General features: G+C 55.1%; 12 protein-coding genes and 1 pseudogene. 9 read left to right on the plus strand and 4 right to left on the minus strand.

The annotated features are described in order from the left end of the window. Positions 1–171 precede the first annotated feature (171 nt). Positions 172–3,309: a YdbH domain-containing protein gene (locus LC093_RS20475; protein ID WP_226667639.1), complete on the minus strand. Its 3,138-nt coding sequence runs from the start codon at positions 3,307–3,309 to the stop codon at positions 172–174. Positions 3,310–3,412: 103 nt separating this feature from the next. On the opposite strand from LC093_RS20475, the gene ggt reads away from it, so the two are divergent. Both ggt and pepN read left to right on the plus strand, forming a co-directional pair. Continuing rightward, positions 3,413–5,125, plus strand: coding sequence for a gamma-glutamyltransferase (gene ggt, locus LC093_RS16855; protein ID WP_226667640.1), 1,713 nt, complete (start codon positions 3,413–3,415; stop codon positions 5,123–5,125). Positions 5,126–5,367: 242 nt separating this feature from the next. Beyond that, positions 5,368–8,010, plus strand: a complete 2,643-nt coding sequence (gene pepN / locus LC093_RS16860; RefSeq protein ID WP_226667641.1) for an aminopeptidase N — start codon at positions 5,368–5,370, stop codon at positions 8,008–8,010. A gap of 36 nt (positions 8,011–8,046) precedes the next feature. On the opposite strand, the gene LC093_RS16865 is transcribed toward pepN, so the two are convergent. Further along, positions 8,047–8,643 carry a histidine phosphatase family protein gene (locus LC093_RS16865; protein ID WP_226667642.1) on the minus strand — a complete coding sequence of 199 codons (597 nt, stop codon included), beginning with the start codon at positions 8,641–8,643 and terminating at the stop codon, positions 8,047–8,049. A 158-nt stretch (positions 8,644–8,801) separates the two neighbouring features. Then, the gene (locus LC093_RS16870) at positions 8,802–10,391 is read right to left on the minus strand and encodes a carboxylesterase/lipase family protein (protein WP_226667644.1); all 1,590 of its coding nucleotides are present in this window, start codon (positions 10,389–10,391) and stop codon (positions 8,802–8,804) included. A 315-nt stretch (positions 10,392–10,706) separates the two neighbouring features. On the opposite strand from LC093_RS16870, the gene LC093_RS16875 reads away from it, so the two are divergent. From LC093_RS16875 to LC093_RS20580, 3 genes and pseudogenes are all read left to right on the plus strand, one after another. Next, positions 10,707–10,928: a hypothetical protein gene (locus tag LC093_RS16875; RefSeq protein WP_226667645.1), complete on the plus strand. Its 222-nt coding sequence runs from the start codon at positions 10,707–10,709 to the stop codon at positions 10,926–10,928. Positions 10,929–11,041: 113 nt separating this feature from the next. Then, positions 11,042–12,292, plus strand: coding sequence for an MDR family MFS transporter (locus LC093_RS16880; RefSeq protein WP_226667647.1), 1,251 nt, complete (start codon positions 11,042–11,044; stop codon positions 12,290–12,292). 409 nt (positions 12,293–12,701) lie between these two features. Further along, positions 12,702–13,004: pseudogene (locus LC093_RS20580) on the plus strand (BapA/Bap/LapF family prefix-like domain-containing protein); the annotation flags it as partial. A gap of 122 nt (positions 13,005–13,126) precedes the next feature. Here LC093_RS20580 and LC093_RS16895 read toward each other — a convergent pair. Further along, positions 13,127–14,053, minus strand: a complete 927-nt coding sequence (locus LC093_RS16895; RefSeq protein WP_226667745.1) for a hypothetical protein — start codon at positions 14,051–14,053, stop codon at positions 13,127–13,129. Positions 14,054–14,060: 7 nt separating this feature from the next. Between LC093_RS16895 and LC093_RS16900 the strand changes: the two genes are divergently transcribed. From LC093_RS16900 to LC093_RS16915, 4 genes are all read left to right on the plus strand, one after another. Next, positions 14,061–14,861, plus strand: coding sequence for a hypothetical protein (locus tag LC093_RS16900; RefSeq protein ID WP_226667747.1), 801 nt, complete (start codon positions 14,061–14,063; stop codon positions 14,859–14,861). Between the two features lie 293 nt (positions 14,862–15,154). Continuing rightward, positions 15,155–16,618: a TolC family outer membrane protein gene (locus tag LC093_RS16905; RefSeq protein ID WP_226667648.1), complete on the plus strand. Its 1,464-nt coding sequence runs from the start codon at positions 15,155–15,157 to the stop codon at positions 16,616–16,618. Between the two features lie 107 nt (positions 16,619–16,725). Then, positions 16,726–18,888 carry a type I secretion system permease/ATPase gene (locus tag LC093_RS16910; protein WP_226667649.1) on the plus strand — a complete coding sequence of 721 codons (2,163 nt, stop codon included), beginning with the start codon at positions 16,726–16,728 and terminating at the stop codon, positions 18,886–18,888. Further along, positions 18,885–20,210, plus strand: coding sequence for an HlyD family type I secretion periplasmic adaptor subunit (locus LC093_RS16915; protein ID WP_226667650.1), 1,326 nt, complete (start codon positions 18,885–18,887; stop codon positions 20,208–20,210). Before LC093_RS16910 ends, LC093_RS16915 begins: the two co-directional genes overlap by 4 nt. Positions 20,211–20,226 lie beyond the last annotated feature (16 nt).

The raw sequence follows: 20,226 nt of genomic DNA on the forward strand, positions 1-20,226 counted from the left end.
TTACGGGCGAAGGTGTTGGTACCGGGGGCGGTCTTGCGAGACCTTCCGCGAGAGGGACCTCGCGGAAGAGCCCCCAGGGATGGGTTAAGGGGGGGCGCCTAGCTCGTGTCTCGCAAGACCGCCCCCGGTAGCGACACCGCCGCTGGTTTGGTTAAAAGCGTGCAATTACGCCTATTGCACGGACTTCTCCAACACATCTGTCAGATCCCGGCTTGCCTGTAGAGACTTCAGCATACTTGGGACATTGTTTTCCAGATTCAGGTTGATAATCAGGTCCCGGTTGGCATCAACGGCGCTGCTGCGTCCGGTAAGTTTGAGGTTCAGTTTCAGGTCGCCACTTAGTGGATAGGTAATGGTGCCGCGCATATCCCGGTAGTTGTAATCCTCCAGCGCCCCCGCGATCAACTTGAGCTGAGGATTACTGGTCAGCATGCTGGGCGAAAAGGCCCCGTAGTACCGCAGGCGTCCGCCGGGAGGCCGGGCATTGAGCGTACCGTTCTCTATGGTAACCCCCTGGCCATCGGTAGTGATCGGCATGGTGGCGTCCAGCAGGCCCGTGGCGACAAAGTTTTCAGCTTCCATTTCCTTCGCCAGCGCTTCGAGCGATATACCCGTAAATGAAACCAGGGAGTCTCTTTCTACACCATTTAGGTTCCAGGTAAGTACTTTGGAGGTCAGGGCGCCATTTAACATTTCTCCTGAGAAATCGGCCAGAGTGAGGTCCCCATTTTCTGCGATACCAAGTTTGAATCTCAGGTTTTCCACCGGAAGCCCCGCATCCAATTTCTGGATACTTACAGGCTGGCTTTTCGTGGTTGTCCAGCTGTTACTGGCTTGCGTGATGGAGACTTTGCCATTGATGCCGACTGCGAAAATGTCGCCATAACTGATACCAATCGAATCCAGTGTTGCATTAACTTGGTTGGTTTTTCCTGTTTTCGGGCTTCTTTCTGGCCAGAAAACACGGCCCGAAGCAGAGAGCTTTCCGTCGATGACATCCGCTGGTAATCCCTGGACTGAGCCGCTGAGCGGCGACTGTGGGCTGAATGTTGCTTCCGGTACCGTAAAAGTGAGCTCACCAAGGGCATTTTCCACATCATATTTCCAGGACGTCTCAACATTCATGCCGCTGGTAATGAGCTCGCTGGTGCCCCGAAGTTGATCGCCTGAAAATTGGATATTCCCGGTTGCGCCAAAGGTTGTCCGGTACTGATTCAGCGTCAATATCGAGAGTGAATCCGAGCGGTAGCTGGCACTGGCGTGGATGTCCTGTTTATTCCTGCTTACAGAAACGTCTTCAAAAAATATCGCCCCCTCAATACGGGTATCGGGCACCGTCAGCGGTGCAAGCGCGAGCGCGAGCTGGTCAGCAGTGCATCGGGAGACGGTATTCTCGAAGTTGCAGGTAATGGCCTGTGAGAAAAATTCCGGATTTTCAAACGACGCATCACCGATATTCAGCGAAGCTGCAGCCGCATTGAGCGCAGAGAACTGAATGTTTCGAACGCCAGTTTGCTTTGTACTGGGTTTCGATAGATCGCCGATCTCTGCGTCCAGGGTGATCTCTTGTGCCTGTAAGTCAGTTTCTTTGAGATTCAGCGATGAGAGTCTGCCTGAAAACTGGAGCTTGCACTGTGTTCTCAAGACATCGACGCAGTTGAGCTGTTTTATAGTGCCTTTTAGTTTCGGCAAGGTGTCACTGGAGGGGACTGGCGCTTTGCCCGGTGATGGTTGTGCCTGAATCTCAAGGTTTGCCAGCTCCAGATTCATCGGAGCGGGCCAATTGTTTGTCGTTAAGGTGGCTGTCTCATTCAGCGTTAATCTTACGTCGGCATCTGGCCAGTCAATACTCGCCAGCGGAGTATCCCTTGTTTGAGGGGAAACGTGAGCGGACAGATCACTGCCCGGCTGTAATTGGAGCTCGATGTTGGTGAGGATGAGGTCCTCGATCCTGCTGACATTCTCCAGCGGAGGTAGTTTTGCGTTGCCGCTAATTGTTAACTGGCCGGCAACATTACTTAGTTGATAGCCCTCGAATACTTTCTGTATCGATTCCTCTGAAAGTACCTGAAATGCTCGATCAACGTTGATGGATCCCGTTAGGGATATGTCCTGTTTTTCCGGGTTTCCCAGTGTGATTTCAGCTTGTGCCCAGTCTGTATTTTCAGTGTGATCCACCGTATCGAGTGTCACTGTGAGTACACCCGATACAGAATTGAATCGCAAAGGTGTTATGTTTTCCAGCTGGAGCTCCAAAGGTCTTGGGCTGTTGGCGGTGACTTTCAGTGGGGCAGGGAAATAGTCCCCGTTGGGGGAGAACGTCCATTGTATGTTGTCAGTACTGATCTTTGCCGCCAGTTTGCGGTAGCGCTCGAGGATCAACAGGGTATCGGGAACTTCACCCGTGAACATCAAGCTCAGTTCACCTGTGGCGGATGACTCGGGTACTTCGCGGACTGAATTGAGATCAATTTTTCTCGCCAGTGCTTGCGTGTTTTCCAATGCTGCCTGGATTGTGCCGGTTGTGCGCCAGAAGCTTTGGCCTTGGGGGCGGTCGCCTTCTGGCTGGTCGAACTGGAGCTCTGCCGTGAATGCCTCGTCGGTGCCTTCTTTGGCCGTGATACGCAGTTGAGCCTTGCTTTGTTCGCTGCTGAGATCAAGGGACAGGCTACAGCTTTTGCAGGTGTCGTGACCAATCTGTCCTGTAATATTGTTACCGCGCCTGGTCAGATTTAGTGTAAATGCGCCGGGAGCGAGCTCAGGAACCAGTACTGCCAGGATATCAATCGTGTCGAGCCTGAGACTACGCAACTGCTGCAGGGACTGACTCAGCAGCAGCGGTGGTTCCGCAGCATCCGTTTGGAATCTAGAGGAGGGTGCTTCAGGGGCCGGGTTAAGTGCAGAATCTATTGGTTTTGTTTGTTTGCCATCGTTGGTTGGCGCCGGGCGCAGGACTGCAGCCGCTAATACGGCCTGTGCTACTGACAGGTTTGTTCCGAAATTGCCGGAATCCGAATCTGGACTACTCATAAGCGCCGTCCAGTTGGTGAGCTTGAGGTCATTCAGTTCCAGCTGCCGGCCATTGGCAAAGGCGATGACGAGACGTTTGATCGCGATGCTTTTTCCAGCATCAGTGAAGCGCAATTGTTCAACCTGTCGGATTGCCACGCCGTCCAGCCAGTGGTTGGCTACCACCGGCAGCCATTGGTGCCGGCTATACCAACCCGATACCCCGCCGATCACCAGCGCGAACAGCAGGCAAAGCGCGACAAGTCTGGAGTTCCTGAAAGCGGGGAAAAGCTTGGGCACTGATACCTCGGTATGGCCACAGGTGATTCACTTGTGATTCAAGGGCTAAACGTAGAGACTTGTTCAGAGCATAACGACGGGGGAAGTATTTGTGAAATTCACGATGACAGTTTTACGTGTTTGTAGCCGTCTGGCACTTGGCGCGGCAGTTACCTTGGGGAGTGTTGGCGGTGCCCAGGCTTATGACCGGGTAAATGGCGAAGGGTTCGCCAGCCGTTCGCCAGTGTTGGCAACCCAGGGCATGGCCGCGACAAGCCAGCCGCTGGCGACTCAGGTGGCACTCGATGTGCTTAAGCAGGGCGGTAGCGCTGTAGATGCGGCAATTGCCGCCAATGCGGTGCAGGGACTGATGGAGCCTACCGGTAACGGCATCGGTGGCGATCTGTTTGCCATCGTATGGAGCGCAAAAGACAAGCAGCTCTATGGGTTGAATGCCAGTGGACGCTCGCCCAAGTCCCTGTCATTTGATTATTTTTCCGACAATAACCTGGATAAGATTCCATCTCACGGGCCCTTGCCTGTTTCGGTTCCGGGCGCGGTGGATGGCTGGTTTGAGCTGCACAGCAAGTTTGGGCGCCTGCCCATGAAGGATCTGCTGGAGCCGGCGATCCGCTACGCCAATGATGGCTTTCCGGTGACCCAGCTGGTGGCGTATTACTGGAATCGCTCGGTGCCCATTCTGGAGAAATACCCGGGGTTCCGTGAAACCTATATGCCCGACGGTCATGCACCTAAAGAAGGCGAGCTATTCCGCAACCCCCGCCTGGGTAAGACCCTGCAGAAGATTGCGGATGGTGGGCGCGACGCGTTTTACCGCGGTGATATTGCCCGTGAAATCGATGCTTATATGAAAGCCAATGGCGGTTTTCTTTCCTATGACGATCTCGCCAGCCACAAGTCTGACTGGGTGAAACCGGTTTCCACCAATTACCGTGGCGTCGATGTTTGGGAACTGCCACCAAACGGGCAGGGGATTGCTGCGCTGCAGATCCTCAATATTCTGGAAGGCTACGATCTTGCCAAGCTGGGACGCACCAGTCCGGAATATGTGCATCTGTTTACGGAAGCGAAGAAGCTGGCCTTTGAAGACCGCGCCAAATACTACGCGGATCCGGTATTCAATGATCTGCCGGTCAAAGAGCTGATTTCCAAAAAGTACGCCAGCGAGCGCCGCAAACTGATTAATCCCGAGCGCGCGGCCAAGCGCTATGATGCCGGTACTGTGGCCTTGCGCCACGGCGATACCATTTACCTGACCACGGCGGATAAAGACGGCAACATGGTATCCCTGATCCAGAGCAACTATCGTGGCATGGGTTCGGGTATGACGCCGGGCGAACTGGGTTTTATCCTCCAGGATCGCGGTGAGATGTTCAGCCTGAAGGAAGGCCATTTCAACCAGTACCAGCCGGGCAAACGTCCGTTCCACACGATTATCCCGGCGTTCGCCACAAAAGAGGGCAAGCCCTGGTTGAGCTTTGGGGTGATGGGCGGCGCGACCCAGCCGCAGATGCACGCGCAGATCATCATCGATATGGTGGATTTCGGACTCAATGTGCAGGAAGCCGGTGACGCCCCACGCATTCTCCACAGCGGTTCCAGCCAGCCCACGGACGAATTGATGGAAGACGGCGGCTACCTCAGCCTGGAAGACGGGTTCCCGATGGAAACCCGGCGTAAACTGGTGCAGATGGGCCACCAGATTCGCTTTGAGAGCGGCCCCTATGGCGGCTACCAGGCCATTTTGCGCGACGAGCACGGTGTATATCACGGTGCCTCGGAAAGTCGTAAAGATGGTCAGGCTGCGGGCTACTGAGTCATGTAGCTCCATCATCCTGTCGACTCAAACGAGCACGTGGCGGCGGCGCTACCGGGTACTGTCTTGCGAGACACGCCGTGAACCCGTCCTTGGGGGCTCTTCCGCGACATCCATGTCGCAGAAGGTCTCGCAAGACAGTACCCGGTATCGCCGCCTTCGCTTTTAGCTCGGGTGGAGTTAGAGGAACTCGCTTAACTCTTAAGACATTATCCAAACGAAATCGAATCACAGACCGCAGTATGAAAGAAGCACAACCTCGCACTATCTACCTGAAAGACTATCGTGTCCCGGACTACCTGATTGATCACACGCGATTGCATTTCGAGCTGGAACCACAGGCAACACTGGTCAAGTCGACCCTGAGCGTGCGCCGCAATCCGGCGGCGGAAAACGGTGGAACATTGCCACCTCTTTGGCTTGACGGTGTTGACCTCGAACTCCTGTCTGTTGCCATCAATGGCGAGCTGGTACCGGCACAACGATATCGCGAGCTGCCCGGTGGTCTGGAAATCGAAGTGCCGGGAGAATCGTTCGAACTGGAGATCAATACCCGTATCGATCCACAGGCGAACACATCGCTGGAAGGGCTCTACCTGTCCAACGGCATGTATTGCACCCAGTGTGAAGCGGAAGGCTTCCGCAAGATTACCTATTACCCGGACCGGCCGGATGTGATGTCGCTGTTCACTACGACGATCGTGGCTCCGGCGACTTATCCGGTATTGCTCTCCAATGGCAACAAAGTGGCCAGTGGCACCACGGATGATGGAAGGCTCAGCGTCACTTGGGAGGACCCGTTTGCCAAGCCGGCGTACCTGTTCGCGCTGGTGGGCGGCGATTTACAGAGTGTTGAAGACAGTTTCACTACTGTTAGTGGGCGGGAAGTCAAACTGCAATTATTTACCGAGGCCAAAAACATCGGTAAATGCGCCCATGCGATCACGTCGCTCAAGCATTCCATGCGCTGGGATGAGGAAGTGTACGGGCGGGAGTACGATCTCGATATCTTTATGATCGTCGCGGTCGACCATTTCAATATGGGAGCGATGGAGAACAAAGGTCTCAATATCTTTAACTCCGCCTGCGTACTGGCCAGTCCGGAGACGGCGACCGATGCGGCGTTCCAGCGTATCGAATCCATCGTTGCCCACGAGTATTTCCACAACTGGTCCGGCAACCGTGTGACCTGCCGGGACTGGTTCCAGCTCAGCCTGAAAGAAGGTTTTACCGTGTTCCGCGATGCGGAATTTTCCGCGGACATGAACTCCCGTGCGGTAAAGCGTATTGAAGATGTCACCCTGCTGCGCACCTCACAATTTGCCGAAGACGCAGGCCCGATGTCGCACCCGGTGCGCCCGGATTCCTATATGGAGATCTCCAACTTCTACACCCTCACGATTTATGAAAAGGGCGCAGAAGTTGTACGTATGGTTCACACCCTGCTCGGCGCTGAAGCCTTCCGTCGAGGCAGTGACCTGTACTTCGAACGCCACGATGGTTGTGCGGTTACCTGTGAAGATTTCGTACGCGCGATGGAAGATGCCAATGGGGCTGACCTGAAGCAGTTCCGCCGCTGGTACAGCCAGGCTGGCACCCCGGTGCTTGAGGTAGAAGATTCGCACGATACTTCTACCGGCATTTACCGATTCACCATCAGGCAACATACGCCTGCCACACCAGGACAGGAAGAAAAGCTGCCTCTGCATATCCCGGTGGCCGTTGGGTTACTTGATGAAAATGGCCAGGACCTGCCGATCGGTGACAATGGCGAGGGCACAGTAGTCCTGCACCTGGCCGAAGCCGAGCAGACGTTTGAATTCCCGAATATCGCCGCGCGTCCGTTGCCTTCACTACTGCGAGGTTTCTCGGCGCCGGTGAAGCTTCGCTATGGCTACAGCGAGGCGCAACTGCAATTCCTGATGCAGCACGACAGCGATGCCTTTAACCGCTGGGATGCCAGCCAGCGATTGGCATTACACGCACTCGCGGAGCTACAGTCCCAATTTCGCGCTGGTGAACCTCTGCAGAAGCCTGCGCAGTTGATCGCTGGTTTCCGTAGCGTGATCATTGATACCAAGCTGGATCCCGCTCTGGTGGCAAAAATGCTGTCGTTACCTTCTGCACAGGAGCTTGCGGAACAGGAAGGTGAGATTGACGCAGCAGCGATTATTGCGGCGAGACAATTTACCCGCGATGCGCTGGCCGAAGCCCTGCGGGATGAGCTCCTCGCGCGTTTCCAGCAGTTGGATACACACAAGCCGTACGCACCAAAAGCGGAAGATATTGCCGAGCGCAGCCTGAAAAATACCTGCCTGGTATATCTGTGCGCGACAGGTTCATCGACTGCACTGGATCTTGCCCGGGCACAGTTGGATCGCGCCGAAAACATGACCGACAGCGCGGCGGCCCTGGCGGCATTGGTTGAGTTTGCGCCGGAGAGTGAAGCAACGGTGCACCTGCAGGCATTTTATGACCGCTGGCAGCAGGATACCCAGGTTGTGGAAACCTGGTTTGGCCTTCAGAGCAGCAGCGCGAATTACGGAACCCTGGAACGGGTCAAACAGCTGATGGCGCATCCGGCGTTTGAGTTCACGAATCCGAATAAAGTGCGTGCCGTTATTGCCGGGTTTGCCGCGCGGAACTTCGTCCAGTTCCATCGCGAAGATGGTGCTGGCTTCGAGTTCCTTGCTGACCAGGTGATCGCACTGGATAAAGTAAACCCGCAAATTGCCTCGCGGCTGGTGATTCCCCTTACCCGGTGGCAGAAGTATCGGGCAGAAGAGCGCCAGAAAATACGCGTTGCGGTTCAGCGGGTAATGGACTCCGGTGAACTGTCGCGTGATTTGTATGAGGTCGTGAGTAAAAGCCTCAGCGATCGCTGAGGCTACTTGAAGGTTTCCAATCCTTGGATGCGGCGGTTACTGAATACGGGTGCCGCCGCTTTTCTCCCTTCCCAGTGACACCAGACTGAGTTCTCCGGATTTCAGGCTGAGCTCTGTACAGGAGGTGTAGTCCGGGTGAAATTGCACAACGCGATCGTCACCCTTTATGGCCGCTACCACTGAGTTGATCACCATAAAGTGACAGAACACCAGGGTGGTTTCCGCACTGCCTGGTGTTCCCCCGAGTTGTCGCAGAAACGCGATTGTCCGTTCTCGCCATACCTTTTGTGCCGGTGTTATATCGCTCCAGTGCGCATGCAAAAGCGTTTGTATCCACTGGCCCCGTTCTTTCAGCGGCAGCCCCTGGGGTGAGGGGATCTCGATTACCGCGGGATCTTCGACGACGTTTTTCTTCCATGCGGAAGCTGTGGGGATTGCGGTCTGTAACGCCCGGCTTTTAGGGCTGCTGACCAGGTTGACACTGCCCGGCCGGAGAAACCGGTGTGATAGCGCATCGGCGAGGGCGTGGGCCTGCTGGTGGCCGGTGGTGGTTAGACCGGGATCCTCATTTTCCGGTGATTTCGCGGCCTCGCCGTGCCTGATCAGGAGGATTCTGTGTTCATTATTCTGCATAGCGCCCCGCAATAATGCCTTACGAAGTTCCGGCGGTGTTCTTCCACCTAGCTTCGCTCAATAGAATTTATTCACGCTAAATTGTACGCAGTCTCTGCGCGAATTAAAGCGACGGAGCCAAGGAATGGGTGCGAATAAAAACCTGCCGGAGCAGGCAGTCACAGATAACCCTGCAACATATCGTCATCCAGATCACGCCACAGAGAGGTTACCTCCTGAATATCCACATGACGTCCATCCGGATGGCTGCCAAACCGCCGGCTATTGCCTGTGTCAAATGTGGGCCAGCCGTCACCGGGGTCGCCGTGAGCGGCGAAATTGAGCCAGGCATTGCGCATGGTCTCGCTCAAGTGCTGGGGTTCGCTTTCCCCGCCGTACAGATGGTGAAGTGATTCATCGCCGTGGGTGCCAAAGACATAACCCAGTTCGGCTGCGTGACAGGCGCCCAGGAGAGGCTGGGCGGCCAGTGGCTGGGCAAAGTGATAGTGGTAGCGTTTGCCTTGGTGGGCTTCGAGCAGGCGCACTCCCGGCAGCGTGAATACCATGTCTGTCAGCAGGAGGTTCCATGCGCGGCTCCATACCGGCCAGGGGTTATCCAGCTGAGATTCTGCGCGTAAACGGTAGTGGTCCAATAGTGCTTTCAACAGGTTATCGGGAATCAGGTGCTGCAAGTGCGCACGGATCTGCCTGTCATCCAGGGTATAGCTTTCCGGCCGCGCCGCGCTGAACAGGTTCCACTCGTCGAGATTGCTCCCCACCATCATGGCCACATCTGCGGCGGCACCTTCTCGCAGTGCGTGTATTGGCGCGCGCCTGAGTAGCTGCCCGTCGAGTACGGGTTTGAAGGGCAGGTGTCCCCACTGCTTCTCCATACCGGGATCCGACAGGAGCGCTTCCTGTGCCCTCAACAGGTCCTTTGTTGTGGCGGCCACGAGCGCGCTGCCAGCGCAGCTATTTTTCAGGTGATTGAGGAATGACTCCGCCATTTCTGAGGCCCGCCCGGGCGTATGCAGGACACCCGGGTTGCCACTTTGGACGATGGCCTTGTGAAACAGACGACGATTGGGGGCGGTAGTTGGCCGGATATCTGTGGAAAACAGCGCGGCGATGCTCATAGCCCCGGCGGACTCCCCGAACAGTGTGATGTTTTCCGGGTCTCCGCCAAAGGCGGCGATATTGTTGTGCACCCAGGTCAGTGCCGCAATCTGGTCCTGAAGTCCCTCGTTCCCGCTTGCTGGAATATCCGAAATATCACACAGGCGCAGGAAACCAAGGGCGCCCAGGCGATAATTAATTGTGACGACAATGGCTCGGCCGCTACCGGCGAGGCGACTGCCACAATAGAGTGACTGGCTGCCAGAACCCAGATAGAAGGCTCCGCCGTGTATCCACAGCATGACTGGTAGACGTTCCTGTACCGGATTTATCGGCGTGAAGATATTCAGGAACAGGCAGTCTTCGCTCTCGGGCATCTCGCCATTGGGGCCCTGAACCTGAAAAAGAGGCGAGGGGTTTTGAGCTGCGGGCATCCCATAGCGCTGGGCGTGAAACGGCCTGGTCCAGGCCGGGATGGGTTGTGGTGGTAACCAGCGACGTTCGCCAACCGGGGGCAAAGCATAAGGTATGCCCAGGAATTGGTGCACGCCGGCGATTTTGTCAGTGCGGCCAATAATCGGCCCTTGCAGCGCCTCTACCAGCGGATCCGTATTGCGTTTCTGTTGTTTACCACTATTGCCCGTTGTATCCATTTTTCTTCAGTTCCAATTGTCCTTCAGTGCCAGGCGAGGCATACAAATAGTTTTGTTTAGTATAGTTGTTGTCATAATTCCGATGCTTAACGGGTCTTTTGCAATAAATTTGAAATTTATTTCTTTTGGTGGTTGCAAATAATTGTGCGGGTGGTTAAAAATGCCGTATCCCTTTTGTCTATGGCCACGATCATTATCCGGTTGGTGTCTGAGTGATCGTTTACAGTGACGTATTACCAGTGGTTTTGAGTAATGCGGGCAGGGCAATTAGTAAATATCGAATTTTAGAATCCTGATTTCGGGTAGAACCATCTCATGAAGCAGATTTCCAATCGTAACCATTGTCTATCGTGGCGCAGCGCATTCTGCTGTCTGCCGCGTATGACCCTGTGGTTGCAGAAAAAATCTGCGAGCTCCATTACCAACATTACTGCGGGTGCTTGTGCACTGATTTCCGCTATCTGGCGTGGCGCTAAATCCCTGTCCAAGCTTCATGCAGCAATTCGCCCGGTGGTACGTGTGAAGCTGATAACCTGACACCCGAAACACATTTGTGCTGGAAGGTGTAGAAAACCTTCCAGGAAAAAACCCGGAAGGTTTGCCTTCCGGGTTTTTTTTTACCTGTAGAACTGAAAATGGAGTGCTATGCGATGGACAGGCAGTGGTGGCAGAGGCTTTATGGCTTACCGCCCTTAATATGGATAATTCTGGTTGGCAGTTTTCTCGGTCGCGGAACCTATTTTATGGTGTGGCCGTTTCTGTCCATTTTACTCTATGAAAAATTTGCTCTGGGCGCCGCGGAAATCGGCATGCTTCTCAGTATTTCCGCCGTGGGGGCTGCCCTGTTGGGCTTTTATGCGGGGGCGCTATCGGATCGCTTTGGGCGGCGTAATATGCTGTTGCTTGGCACCGGGATTAACAGCTGTGCCTACCTCCTGATGGCCTACGCAGAATCATTGCCGTGTTTTATCGCGGCGATAGTACTCTGTTCGGTTGGTCGCGCGATCTGGGAGTCGCCCGCGGGTGCGTTATTTGGCGATTTGATTCCCAATGTCAGCAGTCGCGAGCTTGCATTACAGTTTCGTTATTTCCTGGTGAATGTTGGTGCTGCGCTGGGACCTATTCTCGGCGTTTGGGCCGGGCTCAGTGCACAACAGTCCACATTTGGACTCACCGCGCTCAGTTACGTTCTTTTATTCCTGGGATTTATCTGGGGTTTTCGCTTTACATCCAGTGGTAAAGCGGCGCACCTGAAAAAGAATGCAGCCAGCCGCCTGCGCGATACATTGCGGGTATTGAAGTCTGATCAGGTATTCCTGGTCATTATTCTCGCGAATATTATGACCTTGTTTATTTACGCGCATATGGACTCGAGCCTGGTGCAATATCTGACCCGGGCGGATGCACCAGGTTTGGTGACACTGATCTCCAGTATGATTCTGGTCAATGCTTCCACCATCGTGATCCTGCAGTTTCCGCTGTTGTCAGCGATGAAGAATATGACGGTTGACCAGCGGATTACACTCGGGATCGCAATTCTGGCCGCCGGCCAGGTCTGGTTTGCGTGCAACCCGCTGCACTGGTTCGCGGGCTGGCTGGGCGCAACTTTTGTGGTGAGTGTTGCGGAAGCGATCCTGTTTCCTACGATGAGCGTTCAGGTTGATCGCATGGCGCCGGATCATTTGCGTGGCAGCTATTTTGGTGCAGCTTCGTTCTATTCGCTGGGCTGGTCCAGTGCGCCATTTGTCGGGGGCTTATTCATTCAGTACTGGAGTGGTCCTGCGCTGTACTGGGTGATGTTCGCGCTTTGTGGTGTTGCACTGCTTATGTATCGCTACAGCCGTGGCTTGCCGAGACCGGAGTGGCCACGACCAGAACAGAGTCACGAAGCTGCGGCGTGACTTTTACTTCCCGTATCAGGGCCCTTCGTCAGGAGGGCCCTGATTCCTGCATCCCTTCTATGACTATGACTCTGTCGTTTGCATACAGCGGGCTATCAACCATTGCTAAGTTCTTTTGTTCTTCTCTCCTATCGCTACCCCGCGAGATACGCCTTTAGAAAGTTTGCGTAAAACTCAACTTCGTTGCGGGCATCCTCGGCGCAACTTTTTCTGTAACCTCGCCATTTGTTTGAAAAAGCGGCTGCTGCTTGAAAAAAAAGAATAAGTCGGCCATACCGAATAATGACAGGTTAAAAAGTGTTCGAATCGTTCAGTTTTAATCCCGTTAAAGGTGGTGTTTCGCGCCTCTTAATTGAATATCTATTCGGGGCGTTTTCGGTTTGGAAGTAGCAGGCAGTAGGTACGCAGGATGCAAACCCAAGTAGTAGATAAGTCCAGCGGGGCCATCACGGCATTCGATTCCTCATTGGTGAAGCTGGATGCGCCGGGGCTCGTAAAACTTTCTTTGGCGGAAGAGGATGTGGCGTCGATAACGCGATCAGGTGAGGACCTCATCGTGCGGTTGGCATCCGGTGAAATAATCACTATTGAAGACTTCTTCCTTGCGGATGCTGACGAAAATCAAAGTGACCTGTTTTTCCAGGATCCGGAAACCGGTGATGTACAGCTTGCACATTTTGGTGGCGATGGCTTTTCCGTGATTACCGCGCCGGTCAATAGCAGCGAAGACCTGGCTGCAGCAGTACCGGCGGGCCCCAGCGTTTGTCCGTGGGTATGGGCTGGGCTTGCCGCACTTGGGATCATCGCAATTGCAGACGCGGCCGATGATGACGATCACAATCCCAGCGGGATCCAGCCGACACCGCCTGAGCCAGAACCTGTGACACCTACCCGCGGGCCGGTACCGGTTGAGCCCGAGGAGCCCGAGGAGCCCGAGCCAACCACGCCGGTGGTGCCGACACGTCCGACGGTAGGTATTCCTCCCGATAGACCCTCCGACAGTGATTCCGACGCTGATTCCGACGCCGACGCCGACGCCGACGCCGACGCCGATGCGGATTCAGATTCGGACTCGGATTCGGACTCGGATTCGGACTCGGATTCGGACTCGGATTCGGACTCGGACTCGGACTCGGATTCAGACTCTGACTCTGACTCTGACTCTGACTCGGACTCTGACTCGGACTCGGACTCGGACTCGGACTCGGACTCGGACTCGGACTCGGACTCCGATTCGGACTCGGATTCAGACTCGGACTCTGACTCCGATTCGGACTCGGATTCGGACTCGGATTCGGACTCGGACTCGGACTCCGATTCGGACTCCGATTCGGACTCGGACTCGGACTCTGATTCGGACTCGGACTCGGACTCGGACTCGGACTCCGATTCGGACTCGGATTCGGACTCGGATTCGGACTCGGACTCGGACTCTGATTCGGACTCGGACTCGGACTCGGACTCGGACTCTGACTCTGACTCTGACTCTGACTCTGACTCGGACTCTGACTCTGATTCGGACTCGGACTCGGACTCGGATTCGGATTCGGACTCGGACTCGGATTCGGACTCGGACTCTGATTCGGACTCGGACTCGGACTCGGACTCTGATTCGGACTCGGACTCGGACTCGGACTCGGACTCTGATTCGGACTCGGACTCGGACTCGGACTCGGACTCGGACTCGGACTCAGACTCGGACTCAGACTCGGATTCCGACTGTGACTCTGACGCCGACTGTGATTCGACATGCGATATCAATATCTACGTGGATGTGGATATCGATCTGGACTGCAAGAAGGACGGACATGACAAACCTGGCCATGACAAGCCCGGCCATGGCAAGCCCGGCCATGACGACGACCGGGATAGTGACTACAGCTATGACTTCAGCTATCACGGCTTTGATATCGACATTGATGTGGATATCGACAAGGTCAAATCATCCGATCCCTGTGACAAGAGTTGTGAGGTCAACATCTATGTCGACGTAGATATCGATATCTCCTGCGACCCCGGTCCGAAATCTGACTGTGATCCGGGCAAACCTGGTGACGACTACGATCACGGGGGATACGCGATGGCAGGTCTGAACCTCGGGGGCTCCGGTTCTGAGGGGATGTCGACGGGGATAGCCGGCCTGGAGAGTGATGGCCTGGAATTCAGCGATCCCGCAGTGTCGTCTGCAGCGACGCATTTCGAAGCCTTGCCGGCCTTCGAGGAAATCCTTGAGGCGCAAGTTGAAGCGGCACTGTACGACATGCTGGAAGAAACCATCGAACTTGCAGATCTGCTGGGACCTGATGACCACTGTGGTTGCGATGGGCCTTCCGATTTCGGTGTCCCAGGAGCGAACCTGGAAGGTGGCGAAACCACCATGGTGTCCCTGGAAGAGCTACTGGATGACTACTTCAGCGATGATCCTCTCTCCGGCCTGGGATTGTCGCAAGCCCTGGATGAGCAGTTTGGCGATCTTCAGGACCCCGTCGCAGGAATGGAAGTGCTGCCGCAGGATATGGAGGATCCTACACGAGACCTCTGGTCGCAAAGTGGCACTCATGATGTTTAGTGACGTCGGGTGTTAATCCCTGGCTACTGATTGTTAATGGCCCCAATGTGTTAGGGCGCGAGAAGCACCGAACTGAAAGATTCGGTGCTTTTTTATTGCGCCGTAAACCCTTCGCGACAAATCAAATATTTATGTGCCTGATTTTCGGACTGAATGTTCTTGTTCGGGATCGCAGGTAACGGAAAAGTATTTTCTCAGTTGCCTGCTAGACTTCTTGCGGAAATTTAAATAATCGACCGTTTCCGAGTCCATGCTGCGGATTCGCCAGGCGGGTCTCAATAAAGTGAAATACCGTGCGCCAATTTTACGCGAATCAGAAGCTGGGGATGGCTGCGCGTAGCGCTGCAAGTGAATCCCTGCTGGTCCTGCTTGTTGTCAGCGTCTTGATCTCGCCGCTCATGGTGCAGGCTGGCAGCGACACATTGGAAACGATCAGCCCAACTGAACTCGAGGGCGAAGTCACTGCCAATCCGCTTTTCAGTGCACAGCCGGTGACGGTAAGTGCCTCTGGTGAAAAACGTCAAATTGAAATGTCCGCTGCTGTTCAGCGCGCAGTTGCCTGGCATCCGGCCATTGGCGAATCCGTTGGCGTTTTACAGCAACAGCAACAGAATATTCGCGCCGCGCGTGCGGGATACTTTCCGCAATTGAGTGTCGGCGTCGTTGGCGGTTACGACACCGAGGACGACGGCGACGGAGAGGGACATGCGGTGCAGTTGTATGTCTCCCAGGTTCTTTACGACTTCGGAAAAATTTCCAGCGGTGTGGATACCGCAACGGCGGAGGCGAGGGCATCGCAAGCGCGAGTGCTACAGAGTATTGACTCGATTGCCAAAGAAACCGCTCAGGCGGCTATTGAAGTACAGCGTTACCAGGCGCTGTTGAAATCCGCAGACCAGCAGATCGACGGTGTGTCGGCGATTTCCCGGCTGGTCAAACTTCGCAGTGACCGGGGTGCGAGCTCGCGTTCGGATTTTTTACAGGCGCAGGCGCGTATGGAATCTGCCCGCGCCAATAAACAGCAAACGTTGGCGCAACTGTATCGATGGCAGAGTGTGCTTCAGAACCTTATCGGGTCGCAATATCCGGTTTCTGTTGCCATGTCTGTACCGGGGCCGATCGTTCACGGCTGCTCTGTGGCGCCTGAGCAAGTGAGGTTTGCGCCGTCCGTGTTATTGGCAGAGGCCGAGCGTGCGGCAGCGGTCGCACAGTTGAAACAGGCTCGCGCCAGCGCCTGGCCCACTTTGTCACTGGATGGCAGTGTCAACCGCTACCTGGATCAGACTTATGTCGACACCCGTGCCCTCAATGAGCACGAAGGCGCAGTGTTTTTAAATCTGTCCATGCCCATTTACCAGGGCGGAAGAATCTCTGCGAATAAAGAGGCAGCGAATTCCGCGATGTATTCAGCGGAGGCTGCCAAGGACAAGGCCCGGTTATCCGTTGAGCGGGAACTGCGTATTGCCCAGAGTCAAAGCACGGGGTTGAGGCAGAGTCTGTCCATTCTCGATACACGGCTGGATGCGATTTCCGAAACCCGGAATCTGTACCGAAAGCAGTACTCATCGCTGGGGACCCGCACATTGGTGGACTTGTTGAATTCCGAGGAGGAAGTTCATCAGGCCCGGGTTGAAAAAAATAACACGCAGTATGATCTGTATCGCTTGCAGGTTGATTGTATGTATACCGTTGGGGGGATTCGCCGGGCCTTCGATTTGGAGGGTAAGGCCATACAAGGGGTGGAAGTGCTACCGTAATTTTCTGTGAGATTTACGGAAAATTTTCTATCAAATTTCAGGTACTGGATTTTTACTTTCAGTGACCCTCCAATGGCGATTGCCGAGGGCAAGGTGTAGGTAGGAGTATGGATGACTCAGCTGCTAAGAAAATGGATTTTGAACCCTGGCTCGGACCTGTATTGAGGGTCGCCAAATACTACCGGCTGGAATATTCGGCGGAGAATATCCGTACCGCGTCGCGCTGGCGGCAGGAGCAAACGGCTGAAAATGTTGTGCGCAGTATGGCACGGCAAGCCGGGCTGGTGGCGAAATTTTCGAAGTTTAATGCTGCGATGTTAAGCCCCTGGCGAATGCCGCTGGTTGTGCAATTGAAGGGCGGTCAGGTTGGCGTGATCGAGTCCATGGATGGCAAGGGAAAGTTGGCGATCGCATTCAGTGGTGATGAGGGCGTCACTACCTCGGTAAGAGTCAGTGCACTGGAACAACAGGTTGTCACCGTAGTGATTCTGCGTCCAGCCAATAATGTAGATGATGTGCGGGTGGATGATTATATCAAGCCGCCACAACAGCACTGGTTCCGCTCGATTATCCTGCGGGACCTGAAACCCTACGCTCATGTAATGATTGCCACCACGGTTGCCAATGTATTGGCCCTTGCGGGCATACTGTTTTCCAAGCAGGTTTATGACCGGGTAATCCCAGCGGAATCGATACCAACCCTGTATGTATTGTTCAGTGGCGTAATGATTGCGGTGCTGTTCGATTTCGTGATGCGGGTTTCGCGTATCCGTATTACCGACTTGCTGGGCAAGCGCGCGGACATTCGCGTATCCGACCTGGTCTTTGGCCACGCAGTGCGGTTGCGCAACACTGCCAAACCAAAATCCACTGGCGCCTTTATTTCACAGATTCGTGAGCTGGAGCGCGTGCGGGAGATGGTGACATCAACTACTGTCCTCGCCATGGCGGATCTTCCGTTCTTCTTCCTGTTTCTGTTTTTCATGTGGTACATCGCGGGACCACTGGCTCTGGTGCCGCTCGGTGCGCTACTGTTATTGATCATTCCGGGACTGCTGGCGCAAGGCAAACTGGGCCAGCTCGCTGGGGAGTCGATTCGCGAGTCTTCATTGCGCAATGCGATGCTGGTGGAGACCGTGCAGGGAATGGAAGACATCAAAGCATTGCAAGCCGAGCAGCGCTTCCAGCAGCAATGGAACCATTACAACGCAGTAACCGCCGAAGCGAATCTGCGTTTGCGCAGCCTGATTGGTCGGTTGGTCAGCTGGACGCACAACGTTCAGTCGTCCGTGTTCGCGGTCATTGTTTTATTTGGAGCGCCAATGGTGATGTCTGGCGATATGACCACTGGCGCACTGGTGGCAGCTTCCATTCTCGGCTCGCGTATGATGGCGCCGATGTCACAGATCACCCAGGTTCTGAGCCGCTGGCAGCAGGCCAGGTATGCGCTCAAGGGGCTGGACCAGATCATGCAGTTGCCGGTAGATCACCCGGAGGGCAGTAGCCGGGTGCACCTGCCTGACATCAGCGGAAATTACGTGCTGAAACAGGCCATATTTCGCTACGGTCAGGAGGCGGTGGTACCGGCCCTGGTGGTGCCGGGCCTGCAAATTCGCGCCGGTGAAAAAATTGCCATATTGGGACGTAATGGGGCTGGCAAATCCACCCTGTTACAGGGGCTCTCCGGCGTGCTGGAATCCAGTGGTGGGGAAGTCGCCCTGGAGGGCGTACAAATGGAACACATCGATCCCGCGGATGTACGCAGGGATGTTGGGCTCCTGACCCAGAATGCCAGCCTGTTCCACGGTACCCTGAGAGAAAACATAACCCTGGGTGCGCCGGATGCGACGGATCGTGAAATCTACGCTGCGCTCGATATGTCCGGTGCCCTGGAGTTTGTTCGCAAGTTGTCCCGGGGATTGGACCACCGGATTCTGGAAGGTGGACTGGGGCTTTCGGGCGGTCAGCGGCAGTCGCTTTTGCTGGCGCGGCTGTTTATTCGGAACCCCAATGTTGTACTGCTGGATGAACCTACCGCATCCCTGGATGATCTCACCGAAAAACGGTTTATTGCCAAGCTCAAACGATGGGCGACCAATCGTACCCTTATCCTGGCCACTCACCGTAGCAGTACCCTGCAATTGGTGGATCGCATTGTGGTGGTGGAAAACGGCCAGCTGATTCTGGATGCGCCCAAGGCGGATGCGCTCGCCCAGTTGGCGCAGGCGGCGAGGCGAGAAGGGCAGGCACGTGAGAGGGTTGTGGAATGAGTGGGAACAAATTGCCGGCTACAAACCCGGCTCGCAAAGAACCAACCCTTGACCTGGAGCGCATTCCTGCAGAGGAATCGGCGATCAGCCGCCGGCGAAGCCGAAGCGCCAGACTCGCCAACGTAGCGTTGCTCGAAGCGGATTTCCACAATGCGGGTTTTCACTACAGTGAAGACTCGGATGATACCCAGCTGTCGCAATCTACCCGGGTGGTCTGGATTTTCTTCCTGTTGTTGGTGTGTTTTGTAACCTGGTCATATTTCGCCAAAGTGGATGAAGTGTCCAAGGGCAGTGGCAAGGTCATCCCCACTTCCCGGGCGCAGGTTATCCAGTCACTGGAGGGCGGCATCCTGGCACAGCTACAAGTTTCTGAGGGCGATATTGTCGAACTGGGACAGGTGCTCGCACAGCTTGACCCGACCAAAGTACGTTCCAATGTCGAGGAGAGCGAGGCGCGCTACCGAGCGGTATTGGCCAGGGCCGCTCGACTCAGTGCGGAAGTGAATGGTTCTGACCTGTCGTTTCCGAGAGAGTTACAGGAGTACGAGGATCTGCTCGCCAAGGAGCGCAAGCTCTACCAGACCCGCCAGGGGAGCCTGAAGGAGTCCATGGAGAGTGTGCAGGAGTCACTCCGGCTGGTGCAAAGTGAATTGTCGATCACTCGTTCACTGGTTGATTCCGGTGCGGCGAGTAATGTTGAAGTACTGCGTTTGAGCCGGCAGAAATCCGACCTCGAACTAAAACTCATGGAAATGCGCTCTGAATACATGGTGCGTGCCCGTGAAGAGCTGGCGACAACCAGCGCTGAAGTCGAGGCATTGACGTCGGTCATCGAGGGGCGTGCTGATTCACTGACGCGCCTGACGTTGAAGTCGCCTGTGCGCGGGATTGTAAAAGACATCGAAGTCACCACCATCGGTGGCGTCATCCCACCCAATGGTCGCCTGATGGAAATAGTGCCTTTGGATGACCGCCTGCTGATCGAGGCGAAGATTTCTCCGCGGGATATCGCGTTTATTCATCCGGGGCAGGATGCCAAGGTCAAGATTACCGCTTATGACTACTCCATTTACGGGGGACTGGATGGCAAGGTGACCACCATATCGCCGGATACCATTCAGGACGAAATCCAACCGAACGAATACTACTACCATGTACTGATTCTGACCGATAACGACGCACTGATTAACCGTGCAGGCAAGGAATTTCCGATCGTGCCGGGCATGGTGGCTACGGTTGATGTGAAAACCGGTTCAAAGACAATCTTTGATTACCTGGTCAAGCCATTCAATCGGGCCAGCGAGGCGTTGCGCGAGCGATAGGCCGGTCCATCGATAT

This window comes from Microbulbifer aggregans (assembly GCF_020524005.1).
Taxonomy (GTDB): Bacteria; Pseudomonadota; Gammaproteobacteria; order Pseudomonadales; family Cellvibrionaceae; genus Microbulbifer; species Microbulbifer aggregans_A.